Origin of the sequence: Streptomyces sp. NPDC057302, from assembly GCF_042667685.1 — a bacterium.
In the GTDB taxonomy this organism is placed as follows: Bacteria; Actinomycetota; Actinomycetes; order Streptomycetales; family Streptomycetaceae; genus Streptomyces.
Genome location: NZ_JBHUZJ010000091.1, coordinates 13143 through 34620, shown reverse-complemented (window position 1 = coordinate 34620; position 21478 = coordinate 13143). Strand labels below are relative to the sequence as shown.

At 72.1% G+C, this 21478-nt stretch carries 18 protein-coding genes, 1 rRNA gene and 1 pseudogene; 14 read left to right on the top strand and 6 right to left on the bottom strand.

Features of this window, described 5'->3' with window-relative positions; genetic code table 11:
- Positions 1-211: 211 nt before the first annotated feature.
- From rrf to ACFUPX_RS38270, 3 genes and pseudogenes are all read left to right on the top strand, one after another.
- Positions 212-328 (top strand): 5S ribosomal RNA (gene rrf, locus ACFUPX_RS38280).
- A 242-nt stretch (positions 329-570) separates the two neighbouring features.
- Positions 571-1506: pseudogene (locus tag ACFUPX_RS38275) on the top strand (hypothetical protein); the annotation flags it as partial.
- Positions 1507-1881: 375 nt separating this feature from the next.
- Positions 1882-2694 (top strand): hypothetical protein, encoded by an 813-nt coding sequence (locus ACFUPX_RS38270; protein ID WP_383333262.1) that lies wholly within the window; start codon positions 1882-1884, stop codon positions 2692-2694.
- Positions 2695-2785: 91 nt separating this feature from the next.
- On the opposite strand, the gene ACFUPX_RS38265 is transcribed toward ACFUPX_RS38270, so the two are convergent.
- Positions 2786-4063 carry a DUF1015 domain-containing protein gene (locus tag ACFUPX_RS38265; protein ID WP_383333257.1) on the bottom strand — a complete coding sequence of 426 codons (1278 nt, stop codon included), beginning with the start codon at positions 4061-4063 and terminating at the stop codon, positions 2786-2788.
- A gap of 72 nt (positions 4064-4135) precedes the next feature.
- Between ACFUPX_RS38265 and ACFUPX_RS38260 the strand changes: the two genes are divergently transcribed.
- Complete coding sequence (locus ACFUPX_RS38260) at positions 4136-5164, top strand: HAD hydrolase-like protein (protein ID WP_383333255.1); 1029 nt, start codon at positions 4136-4138, stop codon at positions 5162-5164.
- A gap of 56 nt (positions 5165-5220) precedes the next feature.
- On the opposite strand, the gene ACFUPX_RS38255 is transcribed toward ACFUPX_RS38260, so the two are convergent.
- The gene (locus ACFUPX_RS38255) at positions 5221-6054 is read right to left on the bottom strand and encodes a siderophore-interacting protein (protein ID WP_383333253.1); all 834 of its coding nucleotides are present in this window, start codon (positions 6052-6054) and stop codon (positions 5221-5223) included.
- Positions 6054-7079: an ABC transporter substrate-binding protein gene (locus tag ACFUPX_RS38250; protein WP_383333251.1), complete on the bottom strand. Its 1026-nt coding sequence runs from the start codon at positions 7077-7079 to the stop codon at positions 6054-6056. The genes ACFUPX_RS38255 and ACFUPX_RS38250 overlap by 1 nt, the downstream gene beginning before the upstream one ends.
- 53 nt (positions 7080-7132) lie before the next feature.
- On the opposite strand from ACFUPX_RS38250, the gene ACFUPX_RS38245 reads away from it, so the two are divergent.
- The 3 genes from ACFUPX_RS38245 to ACFUPX_RS38235 are packed head-to-tail and all read left to right on the top strand — an operon-like array spanning position 7133 to position 10091.
- Positions 7133-8176 (top strand): iron chelate uptake ABC transporter family permease subunit, encoded by a 1044-nt coding sequence (locus ACFUPX_RS38245; RefSeq protein ID WP_365820708.1) that lies wholly within the window; start codon positions 7133-7135, stop codon positions 8174-8176.
- A complete protein-coding gene (locus ACFUPX_RS38240) occupies positions 8173-9201 on the top strand; it encodes a FecCD family ABC transporter permease (RefSeq protein ID WP_383333249.1) in 1029 nt (342 codons plus the stop codon). The genes ACFUPX_RS38245 and ACFUPX_RS38240 overlap by 4 nt, the downstream gene beginning before the upstream one ends.
- Complete coding sequence (locus tag ACFUPX_RS38235) at positions 9198-10091, top strand: ABC transporter ATP-binding protein (RefSeq protein ID WP_383333247.1); 894 nt, start codon at positions 9198-9200, stop codon at positions 10089-10091. The genes ACFUPX_RS38240 and ACFUPX_RS38235 overlap by 4 nt, the downstream gene beginning before the upstream one ends.
- Here the strand turns inward: ACFUPX_RS38235 and ACFUPX_RS38230 are convergent.
- Positions 10075-10422: an alkyl sulfatase C-terminal domain-containing protein gene (locus ACFUPX_RS38230; RefSeq protein WP_383333245.1), complete on the bottom strand. Its 348-nt coding sequence runs from the start codon at positions 10420-10422 to the stop codon at positions 10075-10077. The genes ACFUPX_RS38235 and ACFUPX_RS38230 overlap by 17 nt on opposite strands.
- Positions 10423-10464: 42 nt before the next feature.
- Here ACFUPX_RS38230 and ACFUPX_RS38225 point away from each other — a divergent pair, with 42 nt between their 5' ends.
- From ACFUPX_RS38225 to ACFUPX_RS38215, 3 genes are read left to right on the top strand one after another with little or no spacing between them, the layout of a single operon-like run.
- A complete protein-coding gene (locus tag ACFUPX_RS38225) occupies positions 10465-10800 on the top strand; it encodes a hypothetical protein (protein ID WP_383333243.1) in 336 nt (111 codons plus the stop codon).
- A 7-nt stretch (positions 10801-10807) separates the two neighbouring features.
- Positions 10808-11623, top strand: coding sequence for a TlyA family RNA methyltransferase (locus ACFUPX_RS38220; RefSeq protein WP_383333241.1), 816 nt, complete (start codon positions 10808-10810; stop codon positions 11621-11623).
- The gene (locus ACFUPX_RS38215) at positions 11620-12555 is read left to right on the top strand and encodes an NAD kinase (protein ID WP_383333239.1); all 936 of its coding nucleotides are present in this window, start codon (positions 11620-11622) and stop codon (positions 12553-12555) included. The genes ACFUPX_RS38220 and ACFUPX_RS38215 overlap by 4 nt, the downstream gene beginning before the upstream one ends.
- A 78-nt stretch (positions 12556-12633) precedes the next feature.
- Here the strand turns inward: ACFUPX_RS38215 and ACFUPX_RS38210 are convergent, their stop codons facing one another.
- A complete protein-coding gene (locus ACFUPX_RS38210; RefSeq protein WP_383333237.1) occupies positions 12634-13983 on the bottom strand; it encodes an FtsX-like permease family protein in 1350 nt (449 codons plus the stop codon).
- A gap of 207 nt (positions 13984-14190) precedes the next feature.
- Between ACFUPX_RS38210 and recN the strand changes: the two genes are divergently transcribed.
- The 3 genes from recN to ACFUPX_RS38195 all read left to right on the top strand — a co-directional run bounded on the left by recN (position 14191) and on the right by ACFUPX_RS38195 (position 18120).
- The gene (recN, locus tag ACFUPX_RS38205) at positions 14191-15918 is read left to right on the top strand and encodes a DNA repair protein RecN (RefSeq protein WP_383333260.1); all 1728 of its coding nucleotides are present in this window, start codon (positions 14191-14193) and stop codon (positions 15916-15918) included.
- A 38-nt stretch (positions 15919-15956) separates the two neighbouring features.
- Positions 15957-16763 (top strand): hypothetical protein, encoded by an 807-nt coding sequence (locus ACFUPX_RS38200; protein WP_383333235.1) that lies wholly within the window; start codon positions 15957-15959, stop codon positions 16761-16763.
- A gap of 214 nt (positions 16764-16977) precedes the next feature.
- On the top strand, positions 16978-18120 hold the full coding sequence (locus tag ACFUPX_RS38195) for a glycosyltransferase family 4 protein (RefSeq protein WP_383333234.1): 1143 nt from the start codon (positions 16978-16980) through the stop codon (positions 18118-18120).
- A 36-nt stretch (positions 18121-18156) separates the two neighbouring features.
- Here ACFUPX_RS38195 and ACFUPX_RS38190 read toward each other — a convergent pair whose 3' ends face one another.
- On the bottom strand, positions 18157-19800 hold the full coding sequence (locus tag ACFUPX_RS38190) for a PucR family transcriptional regulator (protein WP_383333232.1): 1644 nt from the start codon (positions 19798-19800) through the stop codon (positions 18157-18159).
- Between the two features lie 160 nt (positions 19801-19960).
- On the opposite strand from ACFUPX_RS38190, the gene ACFUPX_RS38185 reads away from it, so the two are divergent.
- Positions 19961-21472, top strand: a complete 1512-nt coding sequence (locus ACFUPX_RS38185) for an APC family permease (protein WP_383333230.1) — start codon at positions 19961-19963, stop codon at positions 21470-21472.
- The last annotated feature ends 6 nt before the right edge of the window (positions 21473-21478 follow it).

Here is a 21478-nt window from a genome sequence, read left to right as displayed (position 1 = left end):
GTTGATAGGCCAGATCTGGAAGCCCGGTAACGGGTGGAGGTGACTGGTACTAATAGGCCGAGGGCTTGTCCTCAGTTGCTCGCGTCCACTGTGTTAGTTCTGAAACAACGAACAGTTGTGTCGGCTGAACAGCTACACCACTTAATTGAAGAGTGTGCTTGTTCGCTGCCCTGTTTGAGATCCCGCTTTGCGGCGGGATATTTCATAGGGTTTCGGTGGTCATAGCATGAGGGAAACGCCCGGTTACATTCCGAACCCGGAAGCTAAGCCTCATAGCGCCGATGGTACTGCAGGGGGGACCCTGTGGGAGAGTAGGACGCCGCCGAACAATCTTTGGAGGACCCTTGGTCCCAGCACACACGCTGGGACCAAGGGTCCTTTTTGTTTTGTCGAAGCGCGCCGGCTACCCGGCTGCGCGAGAATGACTGCGGTACCGAAGACTAGGAGTCACCGATGTCCACCAACTCTCCCGACGAGCGACCGGAGCGCGAGCAGCGCGGCCGGGACGGTGGCGACCGGGGCGGAAACCGTGGCGGCGCACCGCGTCGCGACGACCGCTCCGGCGGTGGACGGCCTCCGTTCCGCCGCGACGAGCGCCCCACCTCCGGTGGTCCCCGCCGCGACGACCGTGGGGGCGCCCCTCGTCGGGACGACCGTGGTGGTGGCGGTGACCGCGGCGGCTTCCGCCGCGACGACAACCGCGGCGGTGGCGGTGGCGACCGCGGTGGTTTCCGTCGTGACGACAACCGTGGTGGCGGCGGTGACCGTCCCGGGTTCCGCCGTGACGACCGCTCGACCTCCGGTGCCCCGCGCCGTGACGACCGTGGCGGCGGCGACCGCCCGCAGTTCCGGCGTGACGACAACCGTGGTGGTAGCGGTGACCGTGGCGGTTTCCGTCGCGATGACAACCGTGGTGGCGGCGGCGACCGCGGCGGCTTCCGTGGGCGTGACGACCGTGATGGTGGGCGTCCGCCGTTCCGCCGTGACGACCGCTCGACCTCCGGTGCCCCGCGCCGCGACGACCGCGGTGGCGGCGACCGCCCGCCGTTCCGGCGTGACGACCGCTCGACTTCCGGCGCTCCGCGCCGTGACGACCGTGGCGGCGGCGGCGACCGCCTCCCGTTCCGTCGTGACGACCGTCGTGACGACAACCGTGGCGGCGGCGACCGCGGCGGTTTCCGCCGTGACGACAACCGTGGTGGCGGCGGCGACCGTGGCGGTTTCCGTCGCGATGACCGTGGCGGTGACCGTCCCGCGTTCAAGCGTGATGACAACCGTGGCGGTGACCGTCCCGCGTTCAAGCGTGATGACAACCGTGGCGGTGACCGTCCCGCGTTCAAGCGTGATGACAACCGTGGCGGCGACCGTCCCGCGTTCAAGCGTGATGACAACCGCGGTGGCGACCGTCCCGCCTTCAAGCGTGACGACAACCGTGGTGGCGGTGGCGATCGCGGTGGTGACCGTGGTGGTTTCCGCCGTGACGATCGTCGCGATGACCGGCCTCGTGGTGGCGACCGTCCCGGTTTCCAGCGTGATGACCGTCGCGACGACAACCGTGGTGGCGGCGATCGCGGCGGTTTCCGTCGTGACGACAACCGTGGCGGCAGCGCTGACCGTGGTGGTTTCCGCCGTGACGACAACCGTGGCGGCAGTGGCGATCGCGGTGGTGACCGTGGTGGGTTCCGTCGCGATGACAACCGTGGCGGCGGCGGCGACCGCGGCGGCTTCCGTGGGGGGCGCGACGACCGTGGGCCCCGGCGCGACGACAGCCGTGGTGGGCGTCCCAGTGGTGGCGGCTTCCGTGGGCGCGACGACCGGCGCGACGGCGACCGTGGTGGGTACCGCGGGCGTGACGACCGTGACCGCGAGCCCGTCAAGCGGCTGCCGATCCCCGAGGACGTCACCGGCCGGGAGATCGACAAGGGCGTACAGCAGGAGCTGCAGAGCCTTCCCAAGGGGCTTGCCGAGGAGGTCGCCAAGAACCTGGTGATGGTCGCCAACCTCATCGACGAGGACCCCGAGCAGGCCTACGCCTATTCGCGGATCGCGCTGCGGCTCGCCTCGCGCGTCGCCGCCGTGCGCGAGGCCGCCGGCTTCGCCGCGTACGCGACCCAGAACTACAACGAGGCGCTCGGCGAGTTCCGTGCCGCCCGGCGGATGACCGGCAGCGTCGAGCTCTGGCCCGTCATGGCGGACTGCGAGCGTGGTCTCGGCCGGCCCGAGAAGGCGCTGGACATGGCCGGTGCTCCCGAGGTGCAGAAGCTGGACAAGCCGGGGCAGGTCGAGATGCGTCTCGTCGCCGCCGGTGCGCGTCAGGACCTGGGGCAGATCGATGCCGCCATCGTCACCCTCCAGGGTCCCGAGCTGGCGTCGAACTCCGTCCAGCCGTGGACCGCGCGGCTGCGCTACGCGTACGCCGACGCGCTGCTCGCCGCCGACCGTGAGGACGAGGCGCGCGAGTGGTTCGCGAAGGTCATCGAGTCCGACAAGGACGGCAGCACCGACGCGTCGGACCGTCTTGCCGAGCTGGACGGCGTCGAGTTCGTCGACGTGATGGGGGACGACGACGCGGAGGAATCGGTCTCGGAGCCCGTGGTCGCCGACGTCACCCCCGTCCAGGTGGACGAGGACGAAGACGATGATGACGATGACGATGACGATGACGCCGAGGACGAGGAAGACGGCAAGGTCTGAGCGCTGACCTAGTCGCACGCAACGGGCGGGATCCCATCAGGGGTCCCGCCCGTTGTCGTATCCGCGTGCCGCAGAAGGAGCCAGAGGTGGCTCAGAAGTCGAGGCTGCGCAGGACCAGGCCCGATGCCGGCTTCGGGCCGAAGGACGTGGACTTGCGGGGCATCGTGACCCCCTGGCGGGCCAGGTCGCGTACGACCTCTTCGCGGACCGGGTGCATCAGGACCGCCGTTCCGCCGTCGCGTTCCGCCTTCTCGACGGTCGCGGCGGTGTCGTGGATGTACGCGATGTGCTCCGGGGCGTCCGGGATCTGCCAGATGTGGTCGAGGAGCGTGGAGTGCAGGACCGTCGCGTCCAGCGTGCGCCAGGCCTCCGGAGGGTCGGCCGGGATCGTGCGGGCGAGGAGGTCGGGGGAGGGGCGGTCGATGAGGTGGAAGCCGCCGTCACCCGCAAGGAGGAAGGCGTTGCTTTCGGTTGCTGCCTCGCCCAGAGCTGCCAGAGCGCGCGGCAGGGGCCCTTCGACGCTGCGTACGCGGAAGGAGCCCGCGAGGGCCGCGATGGCGTCCGGGACCGGGAGCCGGTGCAGATAGCGGTGGATGGCGCGGACCCGCAGGGGATAGCGCGCGGTGTCCACCAGGAGGACCAGGCCGAAGTCCCACGGGCCGGCCGACGGGTGCTCGGACCGCAGCCGGAGATTGGTCGCCCAGCGGTGGTGCCCGTCCGCGATCAGGGCCTGGTGGTGGGCGAGATCTGACTGGATCTCGGCGAGATCGGCGGGATCGGTGACCGCCCACAGGCGGTGGCTGAAGCCGTCCTCCGTGGTCGTCGACAAGAGAGGCTTGTTCGTCACCGTGCGCTCGATGACGGACGTGGCTCCCTTGGCGTCGCCGTTCGAGCGGTAGGTCAGGAGGAGCGGCTCCAGGTTGGCGTTCGTCGCGCGCATCAGGCCCGCGCGGTCCTCCACGACGTGGGGCATGACGCCTTCGTGGGGCAGGACGATGCCGTCCTGTGCCTCCGAGAGACGCAGGGCGCCGATGACTCCGCGCTGCAGGATGTCGGCGTCGCGCTGCTCGTAGACGTAGAGGCGGGGCTCCGGGTCGGGCGCGAGGATGCCCTGGGAGAGCCAGGCGTGCAGGGTCTCGGCCGCCTGTTCGTTGCGGGCCTGCGATGTGGTGGCCTGGGGGAGGATCAGCCGGACGATGTTGTGCGGGTCGGCGGACTCCAGGTGGAGCAGGCCGTCGGGCCGTACGACCACGTCGTACGGCGGGGACGTCACGGCGGCCAGGCTGCCGACCCGTTCGGGGACGTAGCGAACGCCCCGGAACGGGATCAGGTCGAGGCCTTGGTCGTCGGTATGACCCGCTGTGTTCATTGCTGCATCGTATGTGTGTCAGTGGCATAAGCGATGATCGGGGGAGTGGCACCGATCGAGGAGCGATGCGTAATGAGCCAGACCGTCAGGACACGCCCCGAAGGCAGCCGGAATGTGCTGAGTGAGGCGTATGACACGGCGCTGCTCGACCTGGACGGGGTGGTGTACGCGGGAGGCCACGCGATCGCGCACGCCGTCGAGTCGCTCGGGACGGCCAGGGCCGGCGGCATGCATCTCGCGTACGTGACGAACAACGCGCTGCGTACGCCGGACGCGGTGGCCGAGCATCTGACGGAGCTCGGGATCTCGACCGGGGCCGCGGACGTCATCACCTCCGCGCAGGCCGCGGCGCGTCTGGTGAGCGAGCAAGTCCCCGCGGGGGCCAGGGTCCTTGTGATCGGCGGGGAAGGGCTGCGGGTCGCGCTGCGGGAGCGCGGTCTCGAACCGGTGGAGTCGGCGGACGACGGGCCGGTGGCGGTCGTGCAGGGGTACGGCGGGCCCGACATGGCGTGGGGGCGCTTCGCCGAGGCCTGTTACGCGATCGCGCGCGGGGTGCCGTGGTTCGCGTCCAACACGGACCTGACGATTCCCGGTGCGCGGGGCATCGCGCCGGGCAACGGCGCGGCGGTCGAGGTCGTACGCATCGCGACGGGCGCGGAGCCGCAGGTGGCGGGCAAGCCGCTGCCTCCGATGCACCGCGAGACGATCCTGCGGACGGGCGCCGAGCGGCCGTTGGTCGTGGGGGACCGGCTCGACACGGACATCGAGGGCGCGTTCAACGGAGAGGTGGACTCGCTGCTCGTCCTGACCGGCGTCACGGACGGCGCCCAGCTGCTCGCGGCCCCGCCCGAGCACCGGCCGACGTACGTGGACGCGGACCTGCGCGGCATGCTGACCGGCCAGCCCGAAGTGACCTCGGCGGACGGCGGCTTCGGCTGCGGCGGGTGGACGGCGTCGGCGCGCGGGCAGGAGCTCGTCCTCGACGGCGAGGGCGAAGTGATGGACGGGCTGCGGGCGCTGTGCGCGGCGGCCTGGACGGCGGCGGGGGACGGCGTGTGCACGCTGGACGCGGAGAAGGCGTTGGCGCGGCTGGGGGTGTAGCGCCACCGCGTGCGGCTCGGCCGGGCGGACGGCTGAACCGCACGCGGAGGCAGGGCTCAGGCCGCTTCCTCGCGGTCGATCAGCTCGTCGGTGGTGGTGCCCTTGCGCCAGTAGCCGGAGAACGAGATCCGCTTGCGGTCGAAGCCGCGGTCGCTCACCAGGTGGCGTCGTACGGTCTTGACCGTCGCGGACTCGCCGGTGACCCAGGCGTACGGAGTGCCCGCGGGCAGCTCGGCGGCACGGATCGCGTCCGGCGTCGTGCCCTCCCGCGTGACCCAGGTGATCTCGGCGTCGGCCTTCGTGGGCAGCTCCTGCTTGTCCGCCAGGTCGTGGACCTCGATCCAGACGCGGGTCGGCGTGCCCGCGGGGAGCGTCTCCAGGATGGCCGCCACCGCCGGGAGCGCCGACTCGTCGGCGGTCAGCAGGACCCAGTCGGTGTCCTGCGGCGGCCTGAAGTCGTACGCGCCGTTCTCGTCCTCGATCGGGGCGAGCACACCGATCCGGGCGCCGGGCCGTGCGGTCCGTGCCCAGCCGGTGGCCGGGCCGTCGAGGGGTGAGGGCGCCGAGCCGTGGACCGCGAAGTCGACGATCAACTCGTCGGGATCGCGGCGCAGTTCACGCGTGGTGTAGGTGCGCATGATGCCCCGGACGTCGGGGTCCAGGGCGAGCCAGTCGGCGTACCAGCTGGACGCGTCCCCGTCGGAGGTGTCCGGCATGACGGGGGCGTCCTGCCCCGGGTGCGGCAGGAACACCTTGATGCGCTGGTCGCGGCCCGCCGAGCCCATCCGTGCCAGGTCCGCGCCGCCGAGGGCCACGCGGATCATGGCGGGGGTGACGTACTCGGTGCGCAGCACGTGGACATCGAAGAAGTGGTAGGGGGACGCAGTCATCAGGTCAGCCTCTTCGACTTCTCGATGGCGGTGGCGAGTTGTTCGAGCACGGGGGCGTAACCCGCGTAGCTGTAGCGCTCCTCCATCGACCAGGGGACGGTCTGGCCGGCCTTGACGGCGGGGAGCAGCTTCCAGGTGGGTTTCTTCGCGAGCTCCTTGGGCGGCAGCGCGGTCGCACGGTTGTCGATCATGATGAGATCGGCGTGGTATTTGTCGGCGTTCTCCCAGCTGAGGAACTCCCAGAAGCCCCACTCGTCGACCTTCTTGCCCTCGACGAACTCGATGCCGAGGTCCTTGAAGTAGTTCAGGTCGCAGTAGGAGTCCGGTACGGCGACGTAGAACTGGTCGGCGTCGCCGGTCATCGCGAGGACCTTGAGGCCGGGGTTGGCCTTCGCCGCCTTGCGCAGCCGGCGCTCGGCCTTGTCGAAGCGGGCCTTGGCGGCGCGCACCTTCTCCGTCTTGAGGTCCCCGCCGAGTGACTCGGCGAGCTCGGTGTAGCGCCTCAGCGGTTCGAGCAGGGAGACGCGGGCGCCCTTGATGCCGACGGTGGGCGCGAGCGCCTCGATCTTCTTGGTGCTGTCCGCGGGCACGAACCAGAGCGCGGGCGGCGGGAACATGTTGCTGATCAGGAGGTCGGGCTTGAGGCCCGCGTACTTCTCGATGTTGAACTGGTTGAAGGACTCGCCGAGGCTTGTCAGTTTGTCGACATCGAGATCGCCGGCCTGCGGGTTGGGCTTGCCGTCCACCGGCTTGGAGGGGCCGAAGGTCCCGGTGCAGGTGACGCCGTAGTCGTGCAGGGCTGCCGCCGTGCTGATGTAGGCGACGATGTTCTTCGGGGTGTGGTTCACCTCGGCGGTCTTGCCGCGGTCGTCCTTGAAACTCCAGGCCGATTCGCCGCCTGACGACTTTGCGCCGCCGTCGTCGGAGCCGCATGCTGTCAGGAGCCCGCCGACGCCGAGGGCGGCGCTCATGCCCAGGAAGCCACGTCGGTTCAGAGCAGGAGATATCGGTCGGCGGGCATGCATAGGTGGCGCTTCTCTCGTCGAAGTCAAGTGCGAGGGTAGGCTAACCTAACCTGGTGTTGGTCGACAGTCCCCCAGAAGCCAGCGCGGAGACCGCCCCCGCGCCACCCAACCGCCGCGCGATACGCAGCGCCGGGCTCCTCGTCTCGGTCTGTGTACTGCTGCTCGTCGTCGTGGCGAGCATCGCGGTCGGTGCCAAACAGATGTCCCTCGACCAGGTCTGGCACGGTCTCTTCCAGGACACCGGGACGTACGGCGACGTCGTCGTCGGAGAGCGGCTCTCGCGGACGCTGCTCGGCGTGCTCGTCGGTGTGGCCCTGGGCCTCGCCGGAGCCGTCCTCCAGGCGCTGACGCGCAATCCGCTGGCCGACCCGGGACTGCTCGGCATCAACCTCGGCGCGTCGGCCGCGGTCGTCACCGCCATCAGCTTCTTCGGCGTCACCTCACTGAGCGGCTACGTGTGGTTCGCCTTCGCCGGAGCGGCAGTAGTCGGCGCCGCCGTCTACGCCCTCGGCGGCACGCGCAACGCGACCCCCGTGCGCCTGGCGCTCGCCGGTACCGCGCTGAGCGCCGCGCTCTACGGCTATCTGCAGGCCGTGATGATCACGGACAACGCCGCGCTCAACAAGATGCGCTTCTGGACGGTCGGTTCGCTGGCATCGGCCAAGACCGAGACCATCCTTCAGGTCCTGCCCTTCCTGGTGATCGGCATCGTGCTCGCCCTCGGCCTCGCACGGCCGCTCAACGCCATGGCCATGGGCGACGACACCGCCCGCGCGCTCGGCGCCCATCTGAACCGCACCCGCGCCCTGTCCATGGCCGCCGCGACCCTGCTCTGCGGGGCGGCGACCGCGGCCTGCGGGCCGATCATGTTCGTCGGCCTGATGGTGCCGCACGTCGTGCGCTCCTTCACCGGGCCCGACATGCGCTGGATCCTGCCGTACGCGGCGATCCTCTCGCCGGTGCTGCTGCTCGGCGCCGACGTGATCGGGCGCATCGTCGCGCGGCCCGCTGAACTCCAGGTCGGCATCATCACCGCGTTGATCGGCGCTCCGGTCTTCATCTTTCTCGTACGACGGCGGAGGCTGGCTCAGCTGTGAAGGCGATACGCACCCGGGGCGGGCTCAGCTTCCGCCTCGACGTCCGCACGGCCGTGGTCGTGGCCGTGCTCATCGTGGCCGCGCTCGCTGCGAGCGTCGTCCTGATCGGCACCGGCGACTTCTACATCCCCACGGCCGACGTCATCCGCACCCTGCTCGGCAACGGAGACGCCGGGCAGGAGTTCATCATCAACGACCTGCGCCTGCCCCGGGTCCTCGTCGGCCTCCTGGTGGGGGCCGCGCTCGGGCTCGGCGGCGCGATCTTCCAGTCCATCTCGCGCAATCCGCTGGGCAGCCCCGACATCCTCGGCCTCGGGCAGGGGTCCACCGCGGGCGCGCTCATCATGATCGTCCTCTTCCAGGGCAGCGCGGTGCAGGTCGCGGGCGGCGCGCTCGTCGGCGGTCTGGTGACCGGCTTCGCGATCTACGTGCTCGCCTGGAAGCGGGGGGTGCACGGCTTCCGGTTCGTCCTGGTCGGCATCGGTGTCTCGGCCTTCGTCACCGCGATCAACGGCTATCTGCTCACCAAGGCGGACCTCGTCGACGCGGCCCGCGCCGTCGTCTGGATGACCGGATCCCTCAACGGCCGGGACTGGGAGCAGGTCTGGCCGCTGCTCGTCCTGTGCGCCATCCTCGTACCGCTCGTCATGACGTACGCCCGGCCGCTGCGGATGCTGGAGATGGGCGACGACGTCGGGTACGCGCTCGGCGTGCCCGTCGAGCGCACCCGCATCGTCCTGATGGCCTCGGCCGTGCTGCTCACCGCCGCCGCCACGGCCGCGGCGGGCCCCGTCAGCTTCGTCGCGCTCACCGCGCCGCAGCTGGCCAGGCGGCTCACCCGCTCGCCGGGACCCAATCTCATGCCCGCGATGTTCATGGGCGCCACCCTGCTGGTCGTCGCGGACTGGGCGTCGCAGCGGGCCTTCGGCGCCGACCAGCTGCCCGTCGGCGTGGTCACCGGCGTGCTCGGCGGCATCTACCTGCTGTGGCTCCTGGTCATCGAGCGCAAGGCGGGGCGGATATGAGGACCCGCGCGCACCCGAACACCTCTGAGAGCACCGACAGGCAGGAGCATGCCGCAGTGAACCGGCTCATCGCGGACGACGTGACCCTCGGCTACGACCAGCGCGTCATCGCGGAGAAGTTGTCCGTCGAGATCCCCGACAACTCCTTCACGGTGATCGTCGGCCCGAACGCCTGCGGCAAGTCCACGCTGCTGCGCGCTCTGTCCCGGATGCTCAAGCCCTCCACGGGCCGTGTCCTGCTCGACGGGAACGTCATCCAGTCGATGCCCGCGAAGAAGGTGGCGCGGACGCTCGGCCTGCTCCCGCAGTCGTCCATCGCGCCCGACGGAATCACCGTGGGCGATCTGGTGGCCCGCGGGCGCTATCCCCACCAGGGGCTCCTTCGGCAGTGGTCGCCGGAGGACGAGCGGATCGTGGGCGAGTCGATGGCGTCGACCGGTGTCGCCGAACTGGCTGATCGCTATGTCGACGAACTCTCCGGCGGCCAGCGCCAGCGCGTCTGGATCGCGATGGCGCTCGCCCAGCAGACCCCGCTGCTGCTCCTGGACGAGCCGACGACGTTCCTCGACATCCAGCACCAGATAGACGTCCTCGACCTCTGTGCCGACCTCCACGAGGAGCAGGGCCGCACGCTCGTCGCCGTCCTGCACGACCTCAACCACGCGGCTCGCTACGCCACCCACCTCATCGCCCTGCGCGACGGCGCGGTCGTCGCCGAGGGCGCGCCGTCCGACGTCGTCACGACGGAGCTGGTGCGGGACACCTTCGGGATGGACTGCCAGATCATCGACGACCCGGAGACCGGGACGCCGCTGGTGGTGCCCGCGTCGCGGCGGGGGCGCAAGAAGCCCGTGGACGCGGCGGGCGCCGGGGCTAAAGCAGCGACCTGAGGCGGAGCATGTCGCGCAGGCCCGCCTCCAGCTTGACCCGGCCGGAGGCCCAGGCCTTCGCGAAGTTCAGCTCGCCGTCGACCATCGCCACGAGATCGTCCCCGGACATCGTGAGGCGGATCTCGGCCTTCTCGCGAGGGGGGCCGGGATGCGTGTCGAGCACCGTGATCCGGCCGTTCTCGAGGCGGCCCGTGAAGGTCACGTCAAGATCGGTGATGCGGCAGCTCAGCGAGCGGTCGAGCGCGGCGGAGCCGCGTACGCCGCCTTCCGCGCCCGCCAGATTGTCCGAGAGTTGGTCGAGCGCCGCACGGCACTCTTCGATCGTCGCCATCGTGATCGACGGTACCGCAGCGCTTCGGGGTAGCGTCGTGGCATGAGCGACTCGATGCCGGGCCCCGAGCCTGAGCCGGTGGAGCCCGAGGCCGCCCGGGACGAGGCGGAGACGGGGACGTACGACCCCGTCGGGCCCGCGCCCCTCGGGGTGGAGCGTGCCCCGACCGGCGACGCGGAGGTCGACGGTCTGCTCCGGCGGCTCGGCGATGCGGACCACCTCGCCACGGACGGCCACATCGAGGTGTACGAGGATGTACACCGGGGACTGCGGGACGCGCTGACCGCGCTCGACGCACCCCCCGGGCCGCCGGCGCCCCCACCCATGGGGACGCCCGCGCTCTCGTACCAGCACTCATCCCCGTACAACAGGAGCTGAACAGAACGTGGCAGGAGTGGCACGCCGCCGCCTCGACGCCGAACTGGTGCGCCGCAAGCTGGCGCGCTCGCGCGAGCAGGCCAGCCAGCTGATCGCCGCGGGCCGTGTGACCGTCGACAAGAACACCGCGACGAAGCCCGCGACGCAGGTGGAGACCGCCGCGGCCATCGTTGTCGCGGCCGACGACGACGATCCCGACTACGTCTCGCGCGGCGGCCACAAGCTGGCGGGCGCGCTCGCCGCGTTCGGGCCGCAGGGCCTGGTCGTCGAGGGGCGGCGCGCGCTCGACGCGGGCGCCTCCACCGGCGGCTTCACCGATGTGCTGCTGCGGGCCGGCGCCTCGGGCGTCGTCGCCGTGGACGTCGGGTACGGCCAGCTGGCCTGGTCGCTGCAGAGCGACGAGCGGGTCACCGTCAAGGACCGTACGAACGTACGCGAGTTGACGCTGGAGTCCATCGACGACGCCCCCGTCGACCTGGTCGTCGGCGACCTCTCGTTCATCCCGCTCGGCCTGGTGCTGCCCGCGCTCGTGCGGTGCGCCGCCCCGGACGCGGACCTGGTCCTGATGGTCAAGCCGCAGTTCGAGGTCGGCAAGGAACGCCTGGGCAGCGGCGGTGTGGTGCGCAGCGTGGAGCTGCGGGCCGACGCCGTACGCGGGGTGGCGCGTCAGGCGTGGGGGCTCGGGCTCGGGGTGCGTGGCGTGACCGCGAGCCCGCTGCCGGGACCTTCCGGAAATGTCGAGTACTTTCTGTGGCTGCGTGCCGGGGCGCCCGAACTCGACCCGGCGGACGTTGACCGTGCCGTGGCGGAGGGGCCCCGTTGACTCAGACCCGAGACACCCAGACCCAAGAGACCCCGACCGGGGCTCGTACCGTTTTCCTGCTCGCGCACACCGGACGGCCTGCCGCCATCCGCAGTGCCGAACTCGTCGTCCAGGGGCTGCTGCGCAGCGGCATCGGCGTACGGGTCCTGGAGGCGGAGGCGGCCGATCTGCCGCTGCCGCCCGAGGTCGGCACGGTGAAGGAGGCCACCCCGCAGTGCCTCGACGGCTGTGAACTGCTCGTCGTGCTCGGCGGCGACGGCACGCTGCTGCGCGGCGCCGAGTTCGCCCGCGCCTCCGGGGTGCCGATGCTCGGCGTCAACCTGGGCCGTGTCGGCTTCCTCGCCGAGGCCGAGCGCGACGACCTGGACAAGGTCGTCGACCGGGTGGTGACCAAGGCGTACGAGGTCGAGGAGCGGATGACCATCGACGTCGTCGTGCACAGCAACGGCGATGTCGTGCACCGCGACTGGGCGCTCAACGAAGCGGCCGTGCAGAAGATGTCGGCCGAGCGGATGCTCGAAGTCGTCCTGGAGATCGACGGGCGTCCCGTCACCGGCTTCGGCTGCGACGGCATCGTGTGCGCGACGCCGACCGGCTCCACCGCGTACGCCTTCTCCGCGGGCGGGCCCGTGGTGTGGCCGGAGGTGGAGGCGCTCCTGATGGTGCCGATCAGCGCGCACGCCCTGTTCGCCAAGCCCCTGGTGACCTCGCCTGACTCGGTGCTCGCCGTCGAGGTCCAGCAGCACACGCCGCACGGGGTGCTGTGGTGCGACGGGCGGCGGACCGTGGAGCTTCCGCCGGGGGCGCGGGTCGAGGTGCGCAGGGGCGGGGTGCCGGTCCGTCTTGCGCGGCTGCATCACGCTTCGTTCACGGACCGGCTCGTGGCGAAGTTCGCGCTGCCGGTTTCGGGGTGGCGCGGGGCTCCGCAGTAACGCTTCGCGGGGGGCTGCGGACTCGTCTGCGGGTCCGCTGTGGCTGGTCGCGCAGTTCCCCGCGCCCCTTCAGGGCGCTCACGTCGCCTGTACCTCAGTGATCGCTCGGCGCCGCAACACGCTCGCCACCGGAAGCCCCGTCGCCAGCAGCGTCAGCAGCAGCGTGCCCGCCGCGATGCCCGTCGGCACGCCCCACGGCAGGTGGGGGAGCGAGGAGCCGAAGGCGGTGCTGAGGATGGGAGCCAGCGTGCCGAGCGCGATCGCTGTGCCCAGCAGCAGCGCGGTCCCCGCGACGACCACGGCCTCCCAGGCGGCCATGGCCCGCACCTGGGCCCGCTGGCTGCCCACCACCCGCAGCAGGGCCACGTCGCGGCGGCGCTCGAAGGAGATCATGGCGAGGGTGTTCGCCGCGGCGATGGCGGCGAAGCCCGCGTAGAGACCCGTGCCCACGTAGTCGAGCCAGACCTCGCCCGTGCTGCCCGCCGAACCCGTGTGGTGCTGCGCCGTGGTGTGCATGCCGATCTTGGTCAGGCCGAAGCCCACGACCAGGACGAGCGGCACGACCGCGGCGGAGAAGCGGCGGGGCTGCGAGCGGATGTTGAGCATCGCCAGGCGCGCGCTGCCGCCGAACCGGCCCACGAGGGCGGAGACCAGCCAGGCCGCGGGCCCGATGATCCGCGGGCCGAGCAGCCCGGTGCCGACGCAGAAGAGGATCAGGACGAGGAAGGCCCCCTCGCTCGCCTCGTCCGCGGGCTGCTTCGACAGGAGCACCGAGACCACGAACGCCCCCACGACCGCGACGAGGCCGAGCGGCGCCCGGAGCAGGCCAAGGCCCCGCCGTCCGGTCGCCGCCTCGCTCAGGGCGCGGGCCGGGCGCAGCAGCGAGAACCGCAGGGCCGAGAGGAGCGCGGCGAGCGTCGTCGTCACCACGGCCACGCCCAGGCACACCGGCAGGGCGATCCAGCCGAACCGGAAGTGCGCCTCCGCGGGGAGCAGTCCGTGCGCGACCATGCCCGCGTGCCACCACCGGGCGACGAAGCCGCCGACGACGAAGCCGACGAGCGCGGCGGGGACCGACGCGGCGAGGGCCTGGACGGCCACCGCGCGGCGGATCTGGCGGGGCTTGGCGCCGATGGAGCGCACCATGGCCAGCTCCCGGTGCTGCTGTGTCACGGCCGTGCCCATCGTCGACGCGACCACGAATATCGACATGTAGACCGATCCGATCAACAGGACCACGGCCATGTCGCCGACGCCGTTCTCGGCGATCTGCCTGCGGGCCCCCGCGGAGAGCCCGTCCGTGCCCGTCGCGCCGAGCATCATCGTCGAGGCGCTCACCACGGTCGCCGCGAAGAGCGCGGCCACCGCCGTGCCCACGAATGCCGGGCGGTGCGCGCGCAGCGCCGCCTGTGCCAGTCCCGTTCCCATGGTGATCAGGCTGGGGTTTCAGGGCGCCCGCGCACCAGGGAGCCGGCAGGAAGATCATGGTGGGGATAACCCCACCCCCTGCGGGTGACAGCGTCCGTTCGGTCCGCCTTTGCCACCTGCGTCTTCGTGGAAGGAAGGTGCAGGGAGACCAGGGGCCGTCGCACACCTGGCCCATGACCTCGTAAGGTCGTGTCCGTGTTGGAGGAGATGCGGATACGGTCGCTCGGAGTCATCGACGACGCAGTGGTCGAGCTGTCGCCGGGGTTCACCGCCGTGACGGGCGAGACCGGTGCGGGCAAAACGATGGTGGTCACGAGCCTTGGCCTGCTGCTCGGCGGACGCGCGGATCCCGCTTTGGTGCGGATCGGCGCCAAGGCCGCGGTGGTGGAGGGGCGCATCACTGTGCCCGAGGGCACATCGGCCGCCGTGCGGGCGGAGGAAGCGGGGGCCGAACTCGACGACGGTGCGCTGCTGATCAGCCGTACGGTCTCGGCGGAGGGCCGCTCCCGTGCGCACCTCGGCGGGCGGTCGGTCCCGGTGGGGCTGCTGTCCGAACTCGCCGACGACCTCGTCGCGGTGCACGGACAGACGGACCAGCAGGGGCTGCTCAAACCGGCCAGGCAGCGCGGAGCGCTCGACCGGTACGCGGGCGACGCGGTCACCGTGCCGCTGGCCAAGTACACGGCGGCGTACCGCAGGCTGCGGGCCGTGACGACCGAGGTCGACGAGATCACCACGCGTGCGCGGGAACGGGCCCAGGAGGCCGATCTGCTGCGCTTCGGCCTCGACGAGGTCGCGGGCGTCGAGCCGCGCGCCGGCGAGGACACCGAACTGGCGGCCGAGGCCGAGCGGCTCGGCCACGCGGAGGCGCTCGCCTCCGCCGCCACGTCCGCGCACGCCGCCCTCGCGGGCATCCCCGAGGACCCGGAGGGTGTCGATGCCACGACGCTGGTGGCGGGCGCCCACAGGGCCCTTGAGGCGGTGCGCTCCCACGACCCCGCCCTGGCCGCGCTCGCCGAGCGGATCGGCGAGATCGGAATCCTGCTCGGCGACGTGGCGGGGGAGCTCGCCGGGTACGCCGACGACCTCGACGCCGATCCGCTGCGCCTGGCGGCGGTGGAGGAGCGGCGGGCCGCGCTCACCCAGCTGACCCGGAAGTACGGCTCCGACATCGACGGCGTGCTCGCCTGGGCCGAGGAGGGGGCCGCGCGGCTCACCGAACTCGAGGGCGACGACGACCGCCTCGAAGAGCTGACCGCCGAGCGGGACGCGCTCCGGGGCGAACTCGCGGGTCTCGCGCAGGCGTTGACCGACGCCCGGCACGAGGCGGCATCGCGGTTCGCCGCGGCCGTCACCGAAGAGCTGGCCTCGCTCGCGATGCCGCACGCGCGCGTGACGATCGACATCACCGCCACGGAGGTGCCCGAGGACGCGGACGGCGTGCCGGTGGACGGACGCCTCGTCGCGTACGGCCCTTCGGGCGTCGACGAGGTGGAGCTCCTGCTCGCCCCGCATCCGGGCGCCCCGCCGCGGCCGATCGCCAAGGGCGCCTCCGGCGGTGAGCTGTCCCGCGTGATGCTCGCCGTCGAGGTCGTTTTCGCGGGCACGGACCCCGTCCCCACGTACCTCTTCGACGAGGTCGACGCGGGCGTCGGCGGCAAGGCCGCGGTCGAGATCGGCCGCAGGCTCGCCCGCCTCGCCAAGTCCGCGCAGGTCGTGGTCGTGACGCACCTGCCCCAGGTGGCCGCGTTCGCCGACCGGCAGCTGCTGGTGGAGAAGACGAACGACGGATCCGTGACGCGCTCCGGGGTCCTGGTGCTCGAAGGGGAGGACCGGGTGCGGGAGCTGTCGCGCATGCTGGCGGGCCAGGAGGACTCGGAGACCGCGCGGGCCCACGCGGAGGAGCTGTTGGCGACGGCCCGGGGGGACGGGTAGCGGACGGGGGCGTTTTCGGCCCCCGTAGCCTGACCCGCATGGTCAACCGCAAGCCCGCCCGGCGCCTCACCGCCCTGCTCGCCTCGGCCGCCGTCACCCGCGCGGCCACCACCGCGCTGCGTTCACGCGCTCCCGGCGGCCCCGACCGCTGGCAGCGGAGGAACTACGCGGGGCGGGCGGTGGAGTTGTACGCCGGGCCCGCCGCGGCCCTCGGCGCCGCCGCCGGAGCCGTGGCGCTGCCCGCCAGGGCCCGCGCCGCCGGGGCGCTCGCCGTCCTCGCCGCGGGGGCCTGCGGGGCGTACGACGACACGGCGGGCGAGGGCGATCCGCGCCGGGGCTTTCGCGCACACCTGGGCGCGCTGCGGGACGGGGAAGTGACCAGCGGGGCCGTGAAGTTGTTCGGGATCAGCGCGGCGGGCCTCGCCGCCGGCGCCTTGCTCAAGGAGCGGCCGGTGGACAAACTCCTGGCGGGCGTCGTGATCGCGGGCGCCGCCCACTTCGTCAACCTCATGGACGTGCGCCCGGGAAGGGCGGCCGGAGCGGTGGTGGCGCTCGGCGCACCCGGGCTGTTGCGCGAAGGCGCCGCCGGGGTCCTCGCCGCCGCCTCCGTGGGAGCCGCGGCGGCCGTGCTCCCGGAGGACGTCGGGGAGCGCGCCATGATCGGCGACGCGGGGGCGCACGCCCTGGGCGCGGCGCTCGGCGCCGCCGTCGCGGCGGGCAACGGCCGGGCGGGGCTCGCGGTCCACGCGGCGGGTCTGGTGGCGGCCGCCGCGTACGGCCAGCGGGTGAGCGCGGCCGCGGGGAGCGGTATCCGGCGTTCCGGCCGGGCCACGCCGAGCCTCTGAAAGCCTTCCCCTTGGCATATCCCCGCTGCAAAGATGCGGGGGACCGCAGGTAGTCCGCGGTGCTGAAACCCCGTTGTCCTCACCCGTGTGGGTGATCCGGGTCAGGGAGTTGCCCGCCCCGACGCGGAAGAGACCCTTCGGCGGTGCCGGAACGTCCGTACGGACTGGCATCCTTGGCGCATCCCCCCGACGCCCACCCAGGAGCCCCCGCTACGTGAGCCACGTGAGCAGCCACGCACCGCACGGTCAGACCCCGCTGCACACCGTGCAAGTCCTGGGCGGTGGCAGTGCGGGCAGCAGTGCCCACGTCAGGTCGCTCGCCGCGGGCCTCGCGGCGCGGGGCGTGCGGGTCACGGTGTGCGCCCCGTCCGAGGCGGCCGACGCCTACGACCTGACGGGCACCGGCGCCCGGCATGTCCACGTGCCCCGCAGCAGCGACCCCGGATCCGTCGCCGCCCTCCGCCTGGCCTGCGCCGACGCCGACCTCGTGCACGCGCACGGACTGCATGCCGCGCTCCGCGCCGCCCTCGCGCTCACCGGCCGCCGCGTCCCCCTCGTCGTCACCTGGCACACCCGGGCGCACGCGGAAGGGGCGCGCGCCCGCGTCCTGCGCCTCCTGGAGCGGCGCGTCGCCAAGGCCGCCGCCGTGGTCCTCGGCACCTCGTCCGACCTCGTCGACCGCGCCCGCAGCAGAGGCGCGCGGGACGCCCGCCTTGCCCCCGTCACGCTCCCCGCGCCGCGCGCGGCGGCCGTCGCCGCCGAGGACGCCGAGGGCCTTCGCCACAAGGCCCTCGCCGAACTCGGTTCCTTCGGGCGGCCGTTGATCGTCACGGTCGGCACGCTCGAACGGCAGCGGGGCTATGACGTCCTGCTCGACGCGGCGCGCGCGTGGCGCCACCTCGACCCCCTGCCGCTCCTCGTCATCGCCGGTGAAGGGCCCGAGCGCGGCGCCCTGCAGCGCCGTATCGAGAACGAAGGCCTGCCGGTCCGGCTCGTCGGGCGGCGCGACGACGTGCCCGAGATGCTCGCGGCGGCCGACCTCGTGGTGCTGCCCACCCGGTGGGAGTCGCGCTCCGTGCTCGCCCAGGAGGCCCTGCACGCGCGCGTGCCGCTCGTCGCGACCGCCGTCGGCGGCATCCCCGAACTGGTCGGCGACGCGGCTGCCCTCGTCCCGTACGGCGACGCCCACGCCCTGGCCTCCGCCGTCTCGCGCCTCCTCGCCGACCCCCAGCTCAGGGAGCGGCTCAAGGACAAGGGGACGGCCCAGGCGGCGACCTGGCCGACCGAGGACGAGACGGTCACGCAAGTACTCAGCGTCTACGACGAGTTGACGCGGCCTCCGGCCCTGTACCCCTAGAAGCATCCCTGAGGGGGTTCCTGAGGTCCGCTGCCCCTACGCCACATGCCTGCGCGCCCGCAGCGCCAGGCTCAGCGCGAGGACCGTCTGCGGGTCGTCCAGGTCCGTGCCGAGGAGTTCACTGATCCTGGCGAGGCGGTTGTAGAGGGTCTGGCGGTTCAGGTGCAGTTCGCGCGCCGTCTCCGCCTTGCGCCCCGCGTGCGCCAAGTACGTCTGCAGGGTCGGCAGGAGCGGCGGCTTCGAGCGCAGGTCGTGGGTCCGCAGCGGGCCGATCGCGCGGTCCACGAACGCCGCGAGGGCCGAGTCGTCGTAGTTGTGCAGACGCCACAGCAGCAGGTCGATGTCCAGGCGCCGCGCGTCGTACCAGGGGCGGTCCGACAGGCCCTGCGCGGCCGTCGCCGTCTCCGCCGCGTGTCTGAGCCCCGCCGAAGCCGCGGCCCAGCCGCCCGCGACGCCGACCACCACGACCGGCGGCAGCGCCCCGGCCCGCTGCATCCCCGCCCGCTCCACGCCTGCCCGCAGCGCGGCGGCGACCCGGTCGGCCACCGCGGTGCGTTCGGATTCCGTGCGCAGTCCGAGCAGCAGCGGGACGCGCCCCTCGACCGGACGTACGCCCAGCAGCACCGGCACTCCCACCGCGGCGAGCTCCTCCGCCACCGCCCGCGCCAGCACGGCCCAGCCGCCCCCGGGCGGAAGTCCGTCCGCCAGGCGCATCACCACCGGGAGCAGCGGGCTCTCGCCGGGCTTGAAACCGAGTACCCGCGCCTGGGCGGGCGCGTCGTCCGCCTTGATCCGCCCCTCCGCGAGATCGGTGAGGAAGTCCCCCCGGCCGCGCGCGGCGAGCTCCTCCTCCTGCCGGGCCTGCATCAGGACCACCGCGAGCGAGCCCGCGGCCCGCTCCGCCGCGATCCGGTGCACCGGAAGCAGCGCGGACTCCACGGCGAGCAGCACCAGCCGGGCCCGCACCGAGCCCGAGCCGGGGCCGCCGCCCGGCACGTCCACGAGCACGGCGCTCGCGGGCGGCCCGTCCCGGTCGACGGTCCGGCCCCGCAGTCCCTCCCACACCTGGAGGGGATCGGCACACTCGGTGCCCGCCCCGGCGGCGTACAGAAGCTGCCCGTCCGCCGTCTCCAGGAACACCGGGTTGCCGCTGAAGTCCGCCAGGACGTTGAGCACTTGGGGCACGCCGCCCCCGCCGAGCAGCGCCTCCGTGCAGCGCCGGTGGACCTCCTCGGCCCGCTGGAGCAGGGCGTAGTGGCCGTTGACGATCTCGGTGTGGATCTCTTCGGTGACCGTCACGAAGGGCACCTCGCGGTGCAGCTGCACCAGCGGCAGACCCGCCGCGCGCGCCGTCTCCACGATCGCCGCGGGCAGCCGTGTGAAGCGCGGGCCCAGCTCCACGACGAGGGCCGCGATACCGCGCTCGGCGAGCTTGCGGACGAAGACGCGCTGCTCGGCGGGGCGCGCGCCCAGGCCAAGGCCCGTGGTCAGGAGCAGTTCGCCGCCCTTGAGGAGCGAGGCGATGTTCGGCACCTCGCCCGCGTGCACCCACCGGACCGTGCGCTGCAGCCGTTCCGCGCCCGCGACCACCTCGGGGAGCCCGCCGCGAAGACCGGGAAGTTCCAGGGCCCGCTGCACGGTGATGCCGCCCTGAGTGCCCTGACTGCCCTGACTTTCCATGGGGCGGACGGTACCTGCGCATACGTTCCGGGAACATCTCCGACCGGTCACGGGAATGATCTGGTCCGGTCGAACCCCGACAACTCGTCGCCTTGGGGCGACATTTGCGTGACCCCCTGCCGGGTTGTGGCGTACATCACTCCAGGGCAGGGTGCCCGCCATGCCAGAGCAACCCACCACACCCGAGGTCCACCGCCTCAAGGCGAACTCCGTCGGTCTCGTCGGCGTCGTCTTCATGGCGGTCGCCACCGCCGCGCCCATCACGGCCATGACCGGCAACCTCCCCATAGCCGTCGGCGCGGGCAACGGCACCGGGGCGCCCGCGGGCTATCTCTTCGCCACGCTCGTCCTGACCGTGTTCTCGGTCGGCTACGTCGCCATGGCCAAGCGGATCACCGCCGCAGGCGCCTTCTACGGCTACATCTCGCACGGCCTCGGCCGTATCGCGGGCATGGCGTCCGGGATGCTCGCCGTCCTCGCGTACGTCGTCTTCGAGGCCTCGATCGTCGGTGTCTTCTCCTACTTCGCCAAGACCACCGTGCACGACCAGCTCGGCGTCGACCTGCCGTGGATCCTCTACGCGGGTGCGATGCTCGCCGTCACCGTCGTCCTGTCGTACTTCGACATCAACCTCACCGCGAAGGCGCTCGGCGTGATGCTGATCGCCGAGATCGCGGTCCTCTTCGCCGTCGCCACCGCCGTACTGCTCCACGGCGGAGGACCCGACGGCATCCCCGTCGAACCGATCAACCCGAAGAACGCCTTCACCGGCACCTCGGCGGGGCTCGGCCTCTTCTTCGCCTTCTGGTCCTGGGTCGGCTTCGAGTCCACCGCCATGTACGGCGAGGAGTCCCGCAACCCCAAGAAGGTCATCCCGCGCGCGACCCTCGTCTCGGTCGTCGGCGTCGGCCTGTTCTACATCTACGTGTCCTGGATGACCATCGCGGGCAACGGCCTGGCCGGTTCGGTGAAGGTCTCGCAGTCCGCCGGCCCGCTCGACCTGTTCTTCGACCCGGCCCACACCTTCATCGGCGCCTGGGCGGTCGACACCTTCCAATGGCTCCTGATCACCGGCTCGTTCGCCTGCGGCATGGCCTTCCACCAGTGCGCCTCGCGCTATCTGTACGCGATCGGACGCGAGGGATTCCTGCACCGGGGCCTGGGTCGCACCCACCCCGCGCACGGCTCCCCGTACATCGCCTCCTACGTCCAGTCCGCGATCGCCGTCGCACTGGTCGCCACCTTCTGGCTCACCGGGCAGGACCCGTACATCCACCTGTACACACTGCTCGCGATCCTCGGCACGATGGCGATCCTCATCGTGCAGACCCTCTGCTCGTTCGCCGTCATCGGCTACTTCCGCAGGAACCACCCGGAGGACCGGCACTGGTTCACGACCCTGGTCGCCCCGCTGCTCGGCGGCATCGGCATGATCGCCGTCGTCGTGCTGCTCGTGATCAACATGGACACGGCGGCGGGCACGGCCGCCGACTCCCTGTTCTTCAAGGCCATCCCCTGGATCGTCGGCCTCGTCTTCTTCGGGGGCCTTGGCCTCGGCCTGTATCTGAAGGCGCGCCGCCCCGCCCGCTACGAGATCATCGGCCGCATCGTCCTGGAGGACGCGGCCGAACGCACGGACGGCGACGGGGAACCCGTCGCCGTCCGGACCTGAAGGGCC